Annotated in this window: 10 protein-coding genes and 1 riboswitch; of the genes, 1 reads left to right on the top strand and 9 read right to left on the bottom strand. The window is 58.4% G+C overall.

Annotated elements, in window-relative coordinates; genetic code table 11:
* The first annotated feature begins 112 nt into the window (after window positions 1–112).
* On the top strand, window positions 113–940 hold the full coding sequence (locus J1W56_RS17825) for an AraC family transcriptional regulator (protein ID WP_223614644.1): 828 nt from the start codon (window positions 113–115) through the stop codon (window positions 938–940).
* A 58-nt stretch (window positions 941–998) separates the two neighbouring features.
* Here J1W56_RS17825 and J1W56_RS17830 read toward each other — a convergent pair whose 3' ends face one another.
* The 9 genes from J1W56_RS17830 to hemP all read right to left on the bottom strand — a co-directional run bounded on the left by J1W56_RS17830 (window position 999) and on the right by hemP (window position 15,776).
* Window positions 999–3,062 (bottom strand): alpha-galactosidase, encoded by a 2,064-nt coding sequence (locus J1W56_RS17830; RefSeq protein ID WP_223614645.1) that lies wholly within the window; start codon window positions 3,060–3,062, stop codon window positions 999–1,001.
* A 248-nt stretch (window positions 3,063–3,310) separates the two neighbouring features.
* Window positions 3,311–7,087, bottom strand: coding sequence for a methionine synthase (gene metH, locus J1W56_RS17835; protein WP_223614646.1), 3,777 nt, complete (start codon window positions 7,085–7,087; stop codon window positions 3,311–3,313).
* A gap of 191 nt (window positions 7,088–7,278) precedes the next feature.
* Window positions 7,279–8,418: a ribonucleotide-diphosphate reductase subunit beta gene (locus J1W56_RS17840; RefSeq protein WP_223614647.1), complete on the bottom strand. Its 1,140-nt coding sequence runs from the start codon at window positions 8,416–8,418 to the stop codon at window positions 7,279–7,281.
* Window positions 8,419–8,469: 51 nt separating this feature from the next.
* A complete protein-coding gene (locus tag J1W56_RS17845) occupies window positions 8,470–11,349 on the bottom strand; it encodes a ribonucleoside-diphosphate reductase subunit alpha (protein WP_223614648.1) in 2,880 nt (959 codons plus the stop codon).
* Between the two features lie 108 nt (window positions 11,350–11,457).
* Window positions 11,458–11,668, bottom strand: a riboswitch (cobalamin riboswitch).
* 50 nt (window positions 11,669–11,718) lie between these two features.
* Window positions 11,719–12,510, bottom strand: a complete 792-nt coding sequence (locus J1W56_RS17850; RefSeq protein WP_223614649.1) for a heme ABC transporter ATP-binding protein — start codon at window positions 12,508–12,510, stop codon at window positions 11,719–11,721.
* A gap of 2 nt (window positions 12,511–12,512) precedes the next feature.
* Window positions 12,513–13,634: a FecCD family ABC transporter permease gene (locus tag J1W56_RS17855; protein ID WP_223614650.1), complete on the bottom strand. Its 1,122-nt coding sequence runs from the start codon at window positions 13,632–13,634 to the stop codon at window positions 12,513–12,515.
* Window positions 13,631–14,548, bottom strand: a complete 918-nt coding sequence (locus tag J1W56_RS17860) for a heme/hemin ABC transporter substrate-binding protein (protein WP_404928342.1) — start codon at window positions 14,546–14,548, stop codon at window positions 13,631–13,633. Before J1W56_RS17860 ends, J1W56_RS17855 begins: the two co-directional genes overlap by 4 nt.
* A 4-nt stretch (window positions 14,549–14,552) precedes the next feature.
* A complete protein-coding gene (locus J1W56_RS17865) occupies window positions 14,553–15,611 on the bottom strand; it encodes a hemin-degrading factor (protein WP_223614651.1) in 1,059 nt (352 codons plus the stop codon).
* A gap of 24 nt (window positions 15,612–15,635) precedes the next feature.
* Window positions 15,636–15,776 carry a hemin uptake protein HemP gene (gene hemP, locus J1W56_RS17870; RefSeq protein ID WP_223614931.1) on the bottom strand — a complete coding sequence of 47 codons (141 nt, stop codon included), beginning with the start codon at window positions 15,774–15,776 and terminating at the stop codon, window positions 15,636–15,638.
* Window positions 15,777–15,785: the final 9 nt, after the last annotated feature.

Here is a 15,785-nt window from a genome sequence, read left to right on the forward strand (position 1 = left end):
AATGAGGGTGTTGATTGCGTGCTTCGCGTCACCCTTCCCTTCCCTGATATACCTGTTGCACAAAACCTGCCTTCGTGGTTTGGTCTATTTCTTTCGCAAGTGGGCCAAGCCGATGCTCTATCTGAAGTTTCCCGAGATGAGTTTCCACGCCAGGGATCTGGGGCGCGTGCATCTGCAGCGGCTGGAATGGCTTGAGCAATCGAAGGGCGATGTGGTTGCCGGATTGGCGCACTATCCCACCGGGTGCCATGTTCCGGAGCATCAGCACAGCCTGTCGCAACTTCTGCACGCGATGACCGGGGTTGTCATGGTCTCCACCAAGTTCGGCCGCTGGATGGTGCCGCCGCATCATGCGCTATGGCTGCCGGCGGGCGTGCGGCATGCGGTGGATATGCACGGCGATGTCGCCATGCATTCGATCTATGTCCGTCCCGATGCCGTTGAAGGATTGAAGAACCATCTGCACGTGGTTGCTCTGACCCCGCTCATGGATACGCTGATCCGGGAGGTTGTCGCTTCTCCGTCCGACGAGCAGGCGAGCCCGCGCACGACGTTCATGATGGGATTGCTGCTGCACGAGATTCCCAAGCTGGAAGAGCGCCCGCTCGGCCTGCCCTTCCCCGATGACACCAGGCTGGCGGCGCTGTGCCGGGGTTTTCTGCAAGACCCTTCACCCCGCACCAATATCGACAATTGGGCCGATCGCCTCGGCATGAGCCGCCGCACCTTTACGCGGTTTTTCCGGCGCGAGACGGGCTTAAGCCTGTCGACATGGCGCCAGCAGGCATGCCTGCTATCCGCTTTGCCGCGTCTGTCCGGAGGTGAAGCGGTGACGAGCGTTGCGCTTGATCTTGGCTATAACAGCGTTCCCGCCTTTACCACCATGTTCAAACGCATGCTGGGCGCCCCTCCCCGCAATTATCTTCATTCGGCAGCCTGATTGCTTGCACCGGCATTTCCTGAGCGCCATCTTTCCGATGGCGCTCAGGAGACGTGGGCTATCCCGGAGCGCCCGGTGCTGACCAGATTTGGTTGACTTGGTTTTTAGACGATCGGTCACACGGATAGGGAGCTACCAGTTTATTCTCGACAATTGAGCCGGCATAAATGTCCACACACTTTCGCGTCGAATCTGGGCTATGGGCAGACATATCAGACGGCTCCAAGGCGTCGTTGGCAAGGTGACCATTCAAGTAGTACGAGAAGTCCTGACTATTGTCTTCTGATCTGCCCTTACACTCAACAAGACCAAATTTGTCATTTGCAGCCATGGATAAACACAGTTTCGGATCTGCTGCCAGTTTGATGCGGTGCGCGGCGATGTCACGCGACCAGATTTGCTGTTCGGATCCATTGCATGTGCTGATGGAAAATTTGGCAGTTGCGGTACTCTTGGAAGATGCAGTGAGGCACAAACCCTGTCCGCCAGCGCTGGGCACCGAATAAATCTGACCGGTAGGTATGACTTTAACCGTTTTGCCGTCGCATTTCGCTGCAAGCCGGTACATGGCATTGCCGTGAGCTTGAATAACCGTAGTCCACAACTCGTTCTTCGACAGGAGGCCTTCCGGCTTATCATCCCAGAGGTCTTTTGCGGAGACGGTGCAGCTTTGACCGGAAAGATCGAGGCCTATGAATTGCAGATTTATTTTCTGCGGCTGAAGTTGCGTATTGCCCTTATTCAGAATGACAACGGCAAGCCGGTCTTGACTGAGCGGCTTAACGACAACGTCCATTCCCTTGTCTGTAGCGGAATCCGTTTGATATGCGATATAGCCGCCGATGCCGAGTTCATCCTGATCAACGGCGATAATATCCTTGTTTGTCAGAATCTTGAGGGAGTCCTTGAGATGCGCGAGGGTTACGTCCGCATCATCCCTTCCCTTCGCCAGATAATCCTTGGTCAATCGCCGTATGTCGGTACTGAGAAGCAGCGGGGCCCCCATGACGGACCAGAGTGCGAACTGGCTCTTTTCTTCATCGGTGTTCATGCCGTTGTCACCGATGAGCAACTGATCTGGGTCATTCCAACTGCCAGGCGCGACGTAACGGGAAAGTGCCACGGCAATATAGAAACTCGGATAGACACCCTTGTCGTTCTCTCCTCCTGCACCGGATGACCAGGGATTGCTGAGCGTATTGGAGACTGCATCATACGTGTAGTTCTTAATGTCACCCCCGACACGCCACATCTGGCCGAGCGGGCGAACCCAATCCATTGTTGTATATTTTTCGCTGGCGTTATTGCCATATGCAGCTGGCGCCGATTCTTCAAAAATGATTTTACGAACGCTATTTTTCGTGGCTTCTGCCAGAGCATCGGCCATTGCTTTGAAGAGCTCATTTTTGGATTTGTCAGTAACCGCGCCGGGGCGTTCTTTTTTTGGCCAATACGAATAGTCGGACGGGTCGTCACTTTTGTCATAGTCGCAGTTATCGTACTTCAGATAGTCGATACCCCATTTTGCGAAAGCAGTGGCATCTTGCCTTTCATGCCCTGCCGATGCGGGAAAGATTTGACAGGTCCGCAGTCCGGAACTGCTGTAGAGCCCGGCTTTAAACCCCATAGAATGTAAATATTGAACGTATTGGCTGAGATCAGCATCAAAACCATTATGTGAGCCGTCAGGCCAATGGCCATAAGTCCAGCTCGCCGCGCCTTTTAGAGATTCATTATCGTCCCGTGCCCGGTTCATCCAGCAATCATCGACGTTCAGATAGCTATACCCTGCATCCAGCAGGCCGGAATCTTTCATCGCACGTGCCTGGTCCAGCATGAAGTGCTGGAACGAATATTGACTTCGGCTACCGTCGTCATTCAACGGCGCTTGGACGCCATTGATTGTTTCCAGTTTCGGCCAACTCTTGAATGGGTCTTGGGCGTTGCATTTAAAACGCGACCACGTTGTGAACCCCATGGGTGGTTTGGCCGCGAGTTTAGTCACTGACGGCATAGGAGCGCTGCCGGATGTCGATTGTTGTGCTGCGGCTCGATCGGTGTTGTACCCAGACAAAACTGAACAAAGCAAAAGTGCCGATGCATACGGTAAAATGTTTTTCATTATATTTCCGTTCTTCAATTGGATCAGATGTAAAAAGGTTGCGTAAAAAATCCTCTGGCGAGTGAGATTGGAACCATGAAAATCGATACCAATAGTCGAGAAATGTAGCTAATTTTCAGCTATAAAAGAAAGTTAGCTTAGAAATGTAATTTTGCAACATATACCAATGTCGTAGAACCCGCCGTTCGCGGAGCATAGCGAACAGCCGTATAAGACCACAATGATCGTGGCATGAGGGCGTTGTAGAGTTACTCGGCCGCTTGAACCCGGGGGGCCGGAACATAGTTGAGGATCGGGCCGAGCCAGCGCTCGACTTCTTCGACGGGCATTGCCTTGCGCTCCGAATAATCCTCGACCTGGTCGCGCTCCACCTTGGCCACGCCGAAATAGTAGGATTCCGGGTGGGCGAGATAGACGCCGGAAACCGACGAGCCCGGCCACATGGCGTAGCTTTCGGTGAGGCGCACGTTGATCTGCCTTTCCGCGTCGAGCAGGCTGAACAGAGTATCCTTTTCCGTGTGATCGGGTTGCGCGGGATAGCCGGGTGCCGGGCGGATGCCGCGATAGGGCTCGCCGATCAGTTCATCTGGCTTCAAAGTTTCATCCGGTGCATAGCCCCAGTATTCCTTGCGCACCCGTTCATGCATCAACTCGGCAAAGGCTTCGGCAAACCGGTCGGCAAGGGCCTTCACCAGAATGGACGAATAGTCGTCATTCGCCCGCTCGAACCGTTCGGCAATGGCGATTTCTTCTATACCTGCCGTCACGACGAAACCGCCGATGTAATCCCCTTTGCCGCTGGCAACAGGTGCGACGAAATCCGACAGGGCGACATTCGGCCGGCCATCGCGCTTCGACAGCTGCTGGCGCAATGTATAGAGTGTGGCCAGCTCTTTCTGGCGCCCTTCGTCGGTGAACAGGCGGATATCATCGCCGACGGTTCCCGCCGGCCAGAAGCCGATAACGGCTTTCGGATTAAACCACTTTTCATCAATGATCTTGGCCAGCATGGCCTGCGCGTCGGCAAACAACTGCCGCGCTGCCGCGCCCTGATGTTCGTCTTCGAGAATGGCGGGATAGCGGCCCTTCAGCTCCCATGTCTGGAAGAATGGCGTCCAGTCGATGTAGCGCGACAGTTCGGCGAGGTCGTAATTTTCGAACACCCGCGTTCCAAGGAAGGACGGCTTCGGCGGTTCATAGCCCGACCAGTCGATCCTGTGGGCATTGGCGCGGGCCTTTTCCAGTGACAGCCGCTGCTTGTCTGCCTCATTGCGGGCATGGGTCTCGGCAACCTTGGTGTATTCGCTACGGATGTTATCGACAAAGCCGCCCTTGGTATCCGGCGAGAGAAGTTGGGAGACGACGCCGACCGCACGGCTTGCATCGGTGACATAAACCGTCTGGCCCTTGTGATAGCGCGGATTGATCTTCACCGCCGTGTGCACGCGGCTTGTCGTGGCGCCGCCGATCAAAAGCGGAATATTGAACCCTTCGCGCTCCATTTCGGACGCGACATGCACCATTTCGTCGAGCGACGGCGTGATCAGGCCGGAGAGGCCAATGATATCGACGTTCAGCTCCTTGGCTGTCTGCAGAATCTTGGTGGCGGGCACCATCACGCCGAGATCGATGATCTCGTAATTGTTGCAGGCAAGAACGACGCCGACAATGTTCTTGCCGATATCATGCACATCACCCTTGACCGTCGCCATCAGCACCTTGCCGGCGCTTTCGCGTTCGCCCGTGCCGCCATTGGCGAGCTTCTCCGCCTCCATGTGCGGCAGGAGCAAGGCCACGGCCTGCTTCATCACGCGGGCGGATTTGACCACCTGCGGCAGGAACATCTTTCCTGCACCGAAGAGATCGCCGACAACGTTCATGCCTGCCATCAGCGGACCTTCGATCACATGCAGCGGCCGTTCGGCCGCAAGCCGCGCCTCTTCCGTGTCGACATCGATGAATTCGGTAATGCCGTTGACGAGCGCATGGGAAATACGGTCGGCCACGCTCCATTCGCGCCAGGCGAGATCACGCTCACGTGCTTCCTTGCCGGCCGATCCCTTGTAGCGCTCGGCGAGGTCGAGTAGCCGTTCCGTCGCATCGTCGCGGCGGTTGAGCACGACGTCCTCACAGGCCTCGCGCAGTTCCGGATCGATGGATTCATAAACTGCCAGCTGTCCGGCGTTGACGATGCCCATGTCCATGCCGACCTGGATCGCATGGTAGAGGAACACCGCGTGCATGGCTTCGCGCACAGGCTCGTTGCCGCGGAACGAAAAGGACAGGTTCGAGATGCCGCCGGAGATGTGGACATGCGGCAACGTTTCCGTGATCTGGCGTGTCGCCTCGATAAAGGCAACGCCATAGCCGTTGTGCTCCTCGATGCCGGTGGCAACCGCAAACACGTTCGGGTCGAAGATGATGTCTTCGGGCGGGAACCCGGCTTCCTTGGTCAGGAGTTCGTAGGCGCGGGTGCAGATCTCGACCTTGCGCTCCAGCGTATCGGCCTGGCCCTCCGTGTCGAAGGCCATGACCACGACGGCCGCGCCATAGGCCCGCACACGTTTTGCATGATGGAGAAAGGCTTCTTCGCCTTCCTTCATGGAGATGGAGTTGACGAGCGGCTTGCCCTGCACGCATTTCAGTCCGGCCTCGATGACATCCCACTTGGAACTGTCGATCATGACGGGCACGCGGGCGATATCGGGCTCGGCAGCAATCAGGTTGAGGAACTCGACCATCGCCTTCTCGCTGTCGATCAGGCCTTCATCCATATTGATGTCGATGATCTGCGCGCCATTGGCAACCTGATCGCGCGCCACATCCAGCGCCGTGGCAAAGTCGCCGGCGGTGATCAGCTTGCGGAACTTGGCCGACCCGGTGATGTTCGTGCGCTCGCCCACATTCACAAACGGAATGTCCTTGGTCAGCGTGAACGGCTCAAGGCCGGACAGGCGCATATGCGTGGAAATTTCCGGGATCTGGCGCGGCGGATACTTGCTGACCGCCTCGGCAATCGCCCGGATGTGATCGGGCGTCGAACCGCAGCAGCCGCCGACGATGTTCAGCAGGCCTTCACTGGCAAAGCCTTCCAGCTGCTCGGCCATCGCTTCGGGGCTTTCGTCGTACTGGCCGAATTCATTGGGCAGACCGGCATTGGGATAGGCGCAGACAAATGTATCGGCAACGCCGGAGATTTCAGCCAGGTGGGCGCGCATCGCATTGGCGCCAAGCGCGCAGTTCAGGCCGATGGTGAAGGGTTCCGCGTGACGCACGGAATGCCAGAACGCCGTCGGCGTCTGACCGGACAAGGTTCGGCCTGAGAGATCGGTGATCGTGCCCGAAATCATGATGGGCAGGGTAATGCCCTTTTCCTCGAAGACTTCCTGCGTGGCGAACACCGCTGCCTTGGCGTTCAGCGTGTCGAAGATCGTTTCGATGAGGATGATATCGGCGCCGCCATCCATCAGGCCGCGCACCTGATCCGCATAGGCAATACGCAGATCGTCGAAGGTGACAGCGCGATAGCCGGGATTGTTCACGTCAGGCGAAATGGATGCGGTGCGGTTCGTCGGTCCAAGCGCACCGGCAACAAAGCGGCGCTTGCCGTCTTTCTGTTCGGCCTTGATCGCGGCGCGGCGGGCAAGACGTGCGCCATCGCGATTCAGCTCGTATACAACCTCTTCCATGCTGTAGTCAGCCTGGGCAATGGTCGTGGAAGAGAATGTGTTGGTTTCGAGAATGTCCGCACCGGCCATGGCATAGGCGTAATGGATGTCCTCGATGGCCTGGGGCTGCGTGAGAATCAGAAGGTCGTTATTGCCCTGCAGGTGACAGGAGCAGTCGGCGAAGCGTTCGCCGCGGAAATCGTCCTCGTTCAGGCTGAGGCCCTGAATCTGCGTGCCCATGGCCCCGTCGAGAATCAGGATGCGTTCGCGCGCCACCTTGGTCAGCGCTTCAAACACCTCCGAGCCATCCCGTGGAGCGCCCATGGGACCGAACAGATTATCGACTGCAATATTCATGACTTAAACGCCTCTTGGCCATCTTGGGACGAGAGGCGTAAACTCACATAAAGATATCTTTATGTCAACAAATCAATTCCATTGGCGGCAGATTCTGTCGCAGCTGCGGCGTCCTGTCCCGCCGCAGCCGCGATGCCCGCATAAAGCGCGGCCACGCGACGAAAATGTCCTCGGAGCCGGCATTCTACGCATCAATCCCATGCCAGCGCTCCGCCATTCTGGTATTCGATAACCCGGGTTTCGAAGAAGTTCTTTTCCTTCTTCAAATCCATCGCTTCCGACATCCACGGGAACGGATTGTCCGTGTCGGGAAAGACCTGGGCAAGGCCAAGCTGGGCGCAGCGGCGGTTGGCGATGAAGTGCATATAGCTTTCGCACAGGGCAGCATTCAGCCCGAGGAACCCGCGCGGCATGGTATCGCGGCCATAGGACGCCTCGAGCTCCGCCGCATCCCTGATCATTCCGCGCAATTCTTCGGTAAAGGCTTTCGTCCACAGATGCGGGTTCTCGTGACGGATCTGGTTGATCACGTCGATGCCGAAATTCATGTGGATGCTCTCGTCGCGCAGGATGTACTGATACTGTTCGGCAATGCCGACCATCTTGTTGCGGCGGCCGAGCGACAGGATCTGGGCAAAGCCCGTATAGAACCACATGCCCTCGAAGATGACGTAGAAAGCCACGAGATCGCGCAGGAACTGCTGATCCATCTCGGGTGTGCCGGTCTTGAAATCGGGGTTGTCGAGATTTTGCGTGTGCTTGAGCGCCCATGCCGCCTTGTCGGTGATCGATGGCACTTCGCGATACATGTTGAACAGTTCGCCCTCGTCCAGGCCGAGACTTTCGACGATATACTGGAATGTATGGGTGTGAACCGCCTCCTCGAAGGCCTGACGCAAGAGATACTGGCGGCATTCCGGATTGGTCAGGTGGCGGTAGATGGCAAGGACAATATTGTTGGCAACAAGTGACTCGGATGCCGCGAAGAAACCGAGATTGCGCTTGATCATGCGGCGTTCGTCGTCGGTCAGCCCGTCCCTGGATTTCCACAGGGCGATATCCGCCTGCATCGACACTTCTGTCGGCATCCAGTGATTGTTGCAGCCATTGAGATATTTCTCCCAGGCCCAGTGATATTTGAGCGGCAGGAGCTGGTTGACGTCGGCCCGTGAATTGATCATCGCCTTGTCGTCGACGCGCACACGGCCACCGCCGCGTACGATATCGCCAAGACCCGTGGCATCGGCGGCGGGTGCCTGATCCGGTGCAAGGGCGGGATGAATGGCGCGGGCCGCATTGACGGCAGCTTCGGTGTTGGTCCAGTCAAGCATGGTCTTTTCCTTCAATTCATTGCAAAGCATGTGTGGCAGGCGCGGTTGCGCTTACTGGCAGGCTTCACAGTCAGGATCGTTGATCGAGCAGGCATTGCCGGCCGGTTCCGACAGGATGATCGGTTCGGCAATCGGCTTGGCGGCGACCGCGTTAAGCTTGCCATCCGTGCCTTTCAGCGTGGACTTTTCCACGTGCGACGCCGAGCGCGAGCGCAGGTAATAGGTCGTCTTCAAGCCGCTGTTCCAAGCGAGGCGATAGAGCTCGTCCAGCTTCTTGCCGCTCGGATTGGCAATATAGAGGTTGAGGGATTGAGCCTGGTCGATCCACTTCTGCCGGCGCGAGGCCGCTGCAATCAGCCATGCACTGTCGATTTCGAATGCCGTGGCATAGAGCGCCTTGAGGTCGGCGGGAATGCGGTCGATCTCACCCACCGAGCCGTCGAAATATTTCAGGTCCGAAATCATTACCTCGTCCCACAGCCCGCGCTGCTTCAGGTCATGCACCAGTGCTGCATTCACGACAGTGAAGTCGCCCGACATGTTGGATTTGACGAAGAGGTTCTGATAGGCGGGCTCGATGGACTGGGCGACGCCGCAAATGTTGGAAATCGTTGCGGTGGGGGCAATCGCCATGGTGTTGGAATTGCGCATGCCTGTCTTTTTCACCCGCTTGCGCAGGGCTTCCCAATCAAGGGTAGTGCCGCGGTCCATCGAAAGCCTGGCGCCGGCCGCCGTGCGGGCCTGATCGAGCAGTTCGATGGAATCGATCGGGAGAATGCCTTTTGACCAGAGCGAACCGCTGAAGCTCGGATAGCTGCCACGTTCGCTGGCGAGGTCAACCGATGCCGAAATGGCATGATAGGAAATGGCTTCCATGCTGAGATCGGCGAAAGCCACGGCCTCGTTGGAGGCGTAGGGAATACGCAATGCCTGCAATGCATCCTGGAACCCCATCAATCCGAGACCGACCGGACGGTGACGCAGGTTGGAATGGCGCGCTTCCGGAATTGTGTAGAAGTTGATGTCGATGACATTGTCGAGCATGCGCATGGCCGTTGCCACAGTGCGCGCCAGACGCTCAAGGTCGAGACCTTCGGCTGCAATGTGATTGGCAAGGTTGATCGAGCCGAGGTTGCACACCGCAACTTCATCCTTCGATGTGTTGAGGGTAATTTCCGTGCACAGGTTCGACGAGTGCACCACGCCGACATGGCCTTGGGGCGAGCGGATATTGCAGGGGTCCTTGAACGTGACCCATGGGTGGCCCGTCTCGAACAGCATCGTCAAAATCCGGCGCCAGAGATCCAGTGCCCGCACGGTGCGGAAGACACGGATTTCGCCGCGTGCAGCCTTGGCTTCATAGGCCTCGTAGGCAGTTTTGAAGTCCGCGCCATAGAGATCATGCAGATTCGGCGTCTCGTCAGGTGAGAACAGGGTCCACGGCTCGTCCTTTTCCACGCGGCTCATGAACAGATCAGGCACCCAGTTGGCGGTGTTCATGTCGTGGGTGCGGCGGCGGTCGTCACCGGTATTCTTGCGCAGATCGAGAAACTCCTCGATGTCGACATGCCAGGTCTCGAGATAGGCGCAGACCGCGCCCTTGCGCTTGCCGCCCTGATTGACCGCGATGGCCGTATCGTTGGCCACTTTCAGGAACGGTACGACGCCCTGGCTTTCGCCGTTGGTTCCCTTGATATGGGCGCCAAGACCGCGCACGGGCGTCCAGTCATTGCCCAGGCCGCCGGAATATTTTGCCAGGAGCGCATTGTCCTTCACCGCCTTGAAGATGCCGTCGAGATCGTCGGCGACGGTGGTCAGGAAGCAGGAGGACAACTGCGGACGCAGCGTGCCCGAATTGAACAGCGTCGGTGTGGATGCCATGAAGTCGAACGACGACAGCAGATCGTAGAATTCGATGGCGCGTGCTTCCCGGTCGATCTCGCGGGTGGCGAGGCCCATGGCAACGCGCATCAGGAAGGCCTGCGGCAACTCGAACCGGATACCGCGCGTCTGCTGGAGATAGCGATCATACAAAGTCTGCAGGCCGAGATACTGGAACTGCAGGTCGCGTTCCGGCTTCAGAGCGGCTGATATTTTCCGCAGATCGAAGCGGGCAAGTTCAGGATCGAGCAATTCGGCTTCAATGCCGGCCCTCACATAGGCCGGAAAATAATCGGCATAGCGTTCCGCCATTTCATGCTGCGTCGCCTGTTCAGGCCTGCCGAAGATAAAGCTCAAGGCTTCGCGGCGCAGCTTGTCCAGAAGCAGACGGGCGGTGACAAGGGAATAGTTCGGTTCGGTTTCAACGAGTGTGCGCGCAGCCAGAATGGGCGCGAGTGACAGTTCGTCGAGCGTGATGCCGTCATAAAGATTACGCCGGGTTTCGCTGAGGATCGGCGCGGCGCTGACCCCCTCAAGTCCTTCGCAGGCTTCGTCGATGATGCGGGCGAGGCGCGCCGCATCGAGCGGTGCCTTGGTTCCGTCGAGCGAGGTAACGCTCAGCGACGGGCCGGTTTCGGCCACGGGTTCAACCAGCTTCGCCCGTTCTCTCGCGCGTTCTTCCCGGTAGAGAACATAGGCGCGTGCGACCTTGTGGTTTTCGCTGCGCATGAGGGCAAGTTCGACCTGGTCCTGCACGTCTTCAATGTGGAACAGACGGCCTTCACTGCTGCGGCGCTTCAATGTTGTCACGATGTCGGCGGTCAAGCCCTCGACGACATCGTGCACACGGCGCGAACCGGCAGCGACATGGCCTTCAACGGCGAGGAAGGCTTTGGTGAGAGCAACAGTGATTTTCAGCGGGTCGAAGGGTGTGACCGAGCCATTGCGGCGAATGACGCGATAGCCGGGCTCGCTGGATGATGGCTGCAGTTCGGCAGGACGAACCGGCGACTGACCGTCGGCGCGGGTGGTTTGAAGAGAAAGAGACATGTGTTTATACCCCAAATGTTGGGGGCAAAGGTCGAGCGCACGCGTGCAAGAATCCGATCAGCTTGCGGCCAACCATTGCAAGCGACACACCGGGACACCCCGCCCGTGGACGTTCATCATGTCATGGCAGGTCTCCTGGCTCACAGGTCGGCGCTGGTGTCGGCCTTCCCGAAGCTGGGCTTCAGTGGCATTGTCGACAACAACTCGCTGTTTACAGTTGCGGGGGCAGCGCCGGCATCAATGTCCAGGACATTTCACCGGCTTCCCTCTTAGCTCCCGGTCTTGCGACTCGGAGAGAACCATAACATCTATATTTAGTATCAAATCGCCGTTTTTAGTCAATAGATAGATGGAGGCGTCTTCGCGTACTCAAAGGACTGCAGATTGCGGCAAGACGAACGGCACGGATTTTCCGGGCAGACCGCCCACCTTGAGCGCACATTCATAGACGCGCAGGATGCGGTCATCCGTCAAGACCTCCGTGGGGGTGCCCACAGAATCGGCCCTCCCCCTGTGCATGACCACGACCCGGTCGGCAAACATGGAGGTGAGGTTGAGGTCATGCAGGATAGCGATGACCCCGCCACCGCGATCGGCAAAGTCGCGGGCAATCTGCATGATGATCAACTGATGTTTGATATCGAGGCTTGAAACCGGCTCATCAAGAAAGAGAAAGCGCGGCTGGCCGTCGAGCACCGGCTGCCAGACCTGGCAGAGGACGCGCGCCAGTTGCACCCGCTGCTGCTCGCCGCCGGAGAGTTCCTGATAGAACCGCCCACCGAAACCCGCGAGGTCAACGCGCTCAAGCGCTTCATCGGGCAGTGTGTCCACGTTGTGGCGCGAAGCACCGGAGCGGCCGCTGGTCATGCCCAGCTTGACGATCTCACGCACGGTAAACGGGAAGGACAGCGAGGTGGATTGCGGCAGGATCGCCCGCATGGTTGCCATCTGCCAGAGCTTCAACCGGTCGATCGGCGTGCCGTTGATGCTGATGACGCCCTCATGCGGCAGATCACCGGAGAGTGCGCGCATCAGGGTCGTTTTGCCTGACCCGTTGGGGCCGACGATAACTGTGAATGCGCCCGCCTGCGCATCAAAGGATACGTCCTCGACGATTCTGTTTCGGCCGAGGGATACGGAGACATTGGAAACATGGATCATGGTCAGAGGTCCAGAATGCCGCGGCGGCGCAGCAATATCCACAGGAAGAACGGTGCGCCGACGGCTGCCGTGACGATGCCGATCGGCAGTTCCGATGGCGCAACAATCGTTCGGCTGACCGCATCGGCAATCAGCAGCAGGCTGGCACCGAGGAGAGCCGCCGCTGGCAGGAGATAGCGATGATCGGGGCCGATCACGAGGCGCAGCAGATGCGGAACGACGACGCCGACAAAGCCGATGCCGCCGCTCACCGCAACCGATGCGCCGGTGGCCGCGGCAACCGTCAGAATAGCGATGCGTTTGAAGCGCTGCACCGGGATGCCGAGATGGCTGGCTGATGCCTCCCCTAGTGCCAGGCCATTCAGGCCGCGGGCGAGGAACGGTGAAATGACGAGGGCGAGCGCAATGAGCGGGCCTGATGCAGCGATCTTGACCCAATTGGCCCCCGCCAGCGATCCCAGCCCCCAGAATGTCAGATCGCGCAATTGCTTGTCGTCGGCGACATAGACCAGGACACCGATATAGGCGGCGGCCATGGCGCCGAGCGCAATACCGGCGAGCAGCATGGTGGCGATGGATGTCTGCCCGCGCCGCGTCGCGACACGGTAGAGGACGAGCGTGAAGATGAGGGCGCCGAAGAAAGCGGCGAGCGGCAAGGCATAGAGACTGAACAGGGCGATCACCGGGGCGAGGAAGGTTCCACCGAGAACGATGATGCTGACCGCGCCAAGCCCGGCGCCCGCCGAGACGCCGACGATGCCGGGGTCGGCCAGCGGATTGCGGAACAATCCCTGCATGACTGCACCCGATACGGCAAGGGACGCGCCGATCAGCGCGCCGAGAATGACGCGCGGCAGGCGGATATCGTAAATGATGATGCGATCACGGACGGAGAGCGCATTGTCCGTGATATCGGATCCAGCAATCAGGGACTTCACGACGGAGAGAACCGATGCATCGGATGCACCAAAGGCAAGGCTGAAAAGGACTGTGGCAACGAGCGCCACGCACAGGCAGGCAATGACCATGCGCGCAAACGCTGACCGGTCACCCTCCGGGCGCAGTCTGCTGCCGCCCTGTGCGGAAGCAAGGACGGCAGGTTTTCTCAAGACGGTCTCACTCATTTGCCGAGTTCGTTGCCGTAAATGGCTTCTGCCAGCTCGTGAATTGCCTTGGGCGCACGCGGCCCGAAGCCCAGCAGATACTGACCACTCATGCGGATGATCTTCTTGTCCTTGCCGGCGGGCGTTGCGGCAATCGCAGCATTGGCAAGAAGGTCGGCATTGTCGGACGAATGGTCACCACCGCGGTCCATGACCAGAATGACGTCGGGTTTGGCGGTGATGATCGCCTCGTCCGTCAACGGCTTGTATCCGGGATATTCCGTTATCGCATTGTCGGCACCGGCCAGTGCAATGATCCCATTGGCTGCCGTTTTGGTGCCGGAGGCCATGATCTTGCCGCCCTGAGCGCTGAGGACAAACAGGATGCGCTTGCGGTTCTTGATGTTCTTCGTTGCGTCTTCAGCCGCCTGCAAATCCTTCTCGACCTGTGACGCCAGCTTTTCCGCCTTGTCGTCAACGCCAAGTGCCGTACCCACCACGCGTATCTTCGCCGAGATGCTTTTTCCCGTGTAGTCCTCAGGTACGAAGACAAAGGGGATGCTGGCCTTCTTCAGGACATCGATGGTTTCCTTCGGGCCGCTGCCTTCCACGGCAATGATGGCTGTCGGGTTGATGGACAGAACCCCTTCGGGAGACAGCGCGCGCATGTAGCCGACATCGGGCAGCTTCTGCGCAGCTTCCGGGTAGGTACTCGTCTGGTCACGACCGACAAGGTGCCCCTCTTCTCCCAGCGCATAGACGATTTCCGTGATGGAATCGCCAATGGACACCACACGGGCCGCATCAGGAAGACGCCCGGTGACTTCTTCTGCAGAAGCCACGCCTTGTGCGGAAAGCAATGCCATCAGCCCGGCGAGCGAAGCGGCGAGATGCAGCCTTGCCGGCTTGCTCTGGCGTTTAGCGAACATGGTCATTTCCTTACGCGGCCGAACGCAGAACGCGCGGCAGGTTTTCGACAAGCTGGCGCCAGTCTTCGCGCTCCCCCGAACCTTCATGACGCTTGCCAAAGAACTGGATGATCATTTCCCCTTCGGCGCCGTAGGCTTCGAGCGATGTCACATGACCGTCCTTGGTCGGTTTGCGCACGGCCCACAACTCGGCAATGTGATCGAGGCGCAGATGCATATGAAAGGTTTCATCGAGGATATTGAGCCATGGCCCCATCGCCTTGATGTTCGCAATCGGACCCGAATGAATCTGGATGCAGCCACGATTGCCGACAAAGCACATGATCGGTATCTGCTCCTGCGCCGCATGCTGCATCATGGCGCTCAAGGCGTCGCGATCCAGTGCCCAGGCATAGTCCTGCCCGATCACCTGCACCGCCTGATGGCGCGTCATCTTCAGTGAACGCAGAATGCCGAAGAACTCATGCACATCCTTCATCTGGGTCCAGCGATCCCGCAGGCCGTCCGCATCGAGTTCATGAATTTCCGCGGTCTTCTCCTCGGGCTTCGGCAAGGCCGTCAGTTCGATACTCTGCGACTGGTCGTCGAGACGCAGCTTGGCGACAAGTGCGTGGTAGGCATCAAGATCCGAAGCGGGGCGCAGATGGATTTTGTGGATTGCCTCACCGGCGGCATCGAAGAACTGGAGACTGCGGCGGGTGAATTCGCCATCCTGCTTTTCCACCGCAAAGCCGTGCGCCCAGCTGTCGGGAAACAGCCGCAGATCGATCTGTTCGCCCAGCAGCATGGAGGCGTGCTTGCCGACGATGGGCTTGTCGTAGACGCCAATCTTTTCGTGCACGGCGCTTTCGTTGCGCGTCAGCGCCATCACCTCGCCGAGGGTCTGTATCTCGGTCAGGAAGGTCTCGATGCGCGGGGTGATGCGAATGACATTGAGGCCGCAAAAGGCTGCTACCAGATCAGCCTCGGTGATGCCAAGCTGCTGGGCAAGATCGCGCTCGCGCATTTTGGGGTTGTCTGCCCGAGCTTGCCGGATGTCCTGGGGTGCTGGCTTGTGCGTATCAGTCATTGTCTTCGGATGCCTATCAATGCGTTACTTGTTGAGAATGAGTTTGCCCTGGCGGGTGATTTTCAGGCGGTAAAGCGAGCCGGCATGTTCGATGCCGACTTCGTTGGAGCCGTCGAACAGGATCTCGCTGCCGTAAACGCGCATATCCGTTTGCCGGACCGGCATGATTTCGCG

The sequence above is a fragment of the Phyllobacterium calauticae genome (genome assembly GCF_019991125.1).
Lineage (GTDB): Bacteria > Pseudomonadota > Alphaproteobacteria > Rhizobiales > Rhizobiaceae > Phyllobacterium > Phyllobacterium calauticae.

Excerpts from the sequence above, each read along its gene's own strand:
- J1W56_RS17855 (WP_223614650.1), bottom strand. The coding sequence starts at position 13,634 with ATGAGTGAGACCGTCTTGAGAAAACCTGCCGTCCTTGCTTCCGCACAG.
- J1W56_RS17845 (WP_223614648.1), bottom strand. The coding sequence starts at position 11,349 with ATGTCTCTTTCTCTTCAAACCACCCGCGCCGACGGTCAGTCGCCGGTT.
- hemP (WP_223614931.1), bottom strand. The coding sequence starts at position 15,776 with ATGCCGGTCCGGCAAACGGATATGCGCGTTTACGGCAGCGAGATCCTG.
- J1W56_RS17830 (WP_223614645.1), bottom strand. The coding sequence starts at position 3,062 with ATGAAAAACATTTTACCGTATGCATCGGCACTTTTGCTTTGTTCAGTT.
- J1W56_RS17840 (WP_223614647.1), bottom strand. The coding sequence starts at position 8,418 with ATGCTTGACTGGACCAACACCGAAGCTGCCGTCAATGCGGCCCGCGCC.
- metH (WP_223614646.1), bottom strand. The coding sequence starts at position 7,087 with ATGAATATTGCAGTCGATAATCTGTTCGGTCCCATGGGCGCTCCACGG.
- J1W56_RS17825 (WP_223614644.1), top strand. The coding sequence starts at position 113 with ATGCTCTATCTGAAGTTTCCCGAGATGAGTTTCCACGCCAGGGATCTG.
- J1W56_RS17865 (WP_223614651.1), bottom strand. The coding sequence starts at position 15,611 with ATGACTGATACGCACAAGCCAGCACCCCAGGACATCCGGCAAGCTCGG.
- J1W56_RS17850 (WP_223614649.1), bottom strand. The coding sequence starts at position 12,510 with ATGATCCATGTTTCCAATGTCTCCGTATCCCTCGGCCGAAACAGAATC.
- J1W56_RS17860 (WP_404928342.1), bottom strand. The coding sequence starts at position 14,548 with ATGACCATGTTCGCTAAACGCCAGAGCAAGCCGGCAAGGCTGCATCTC.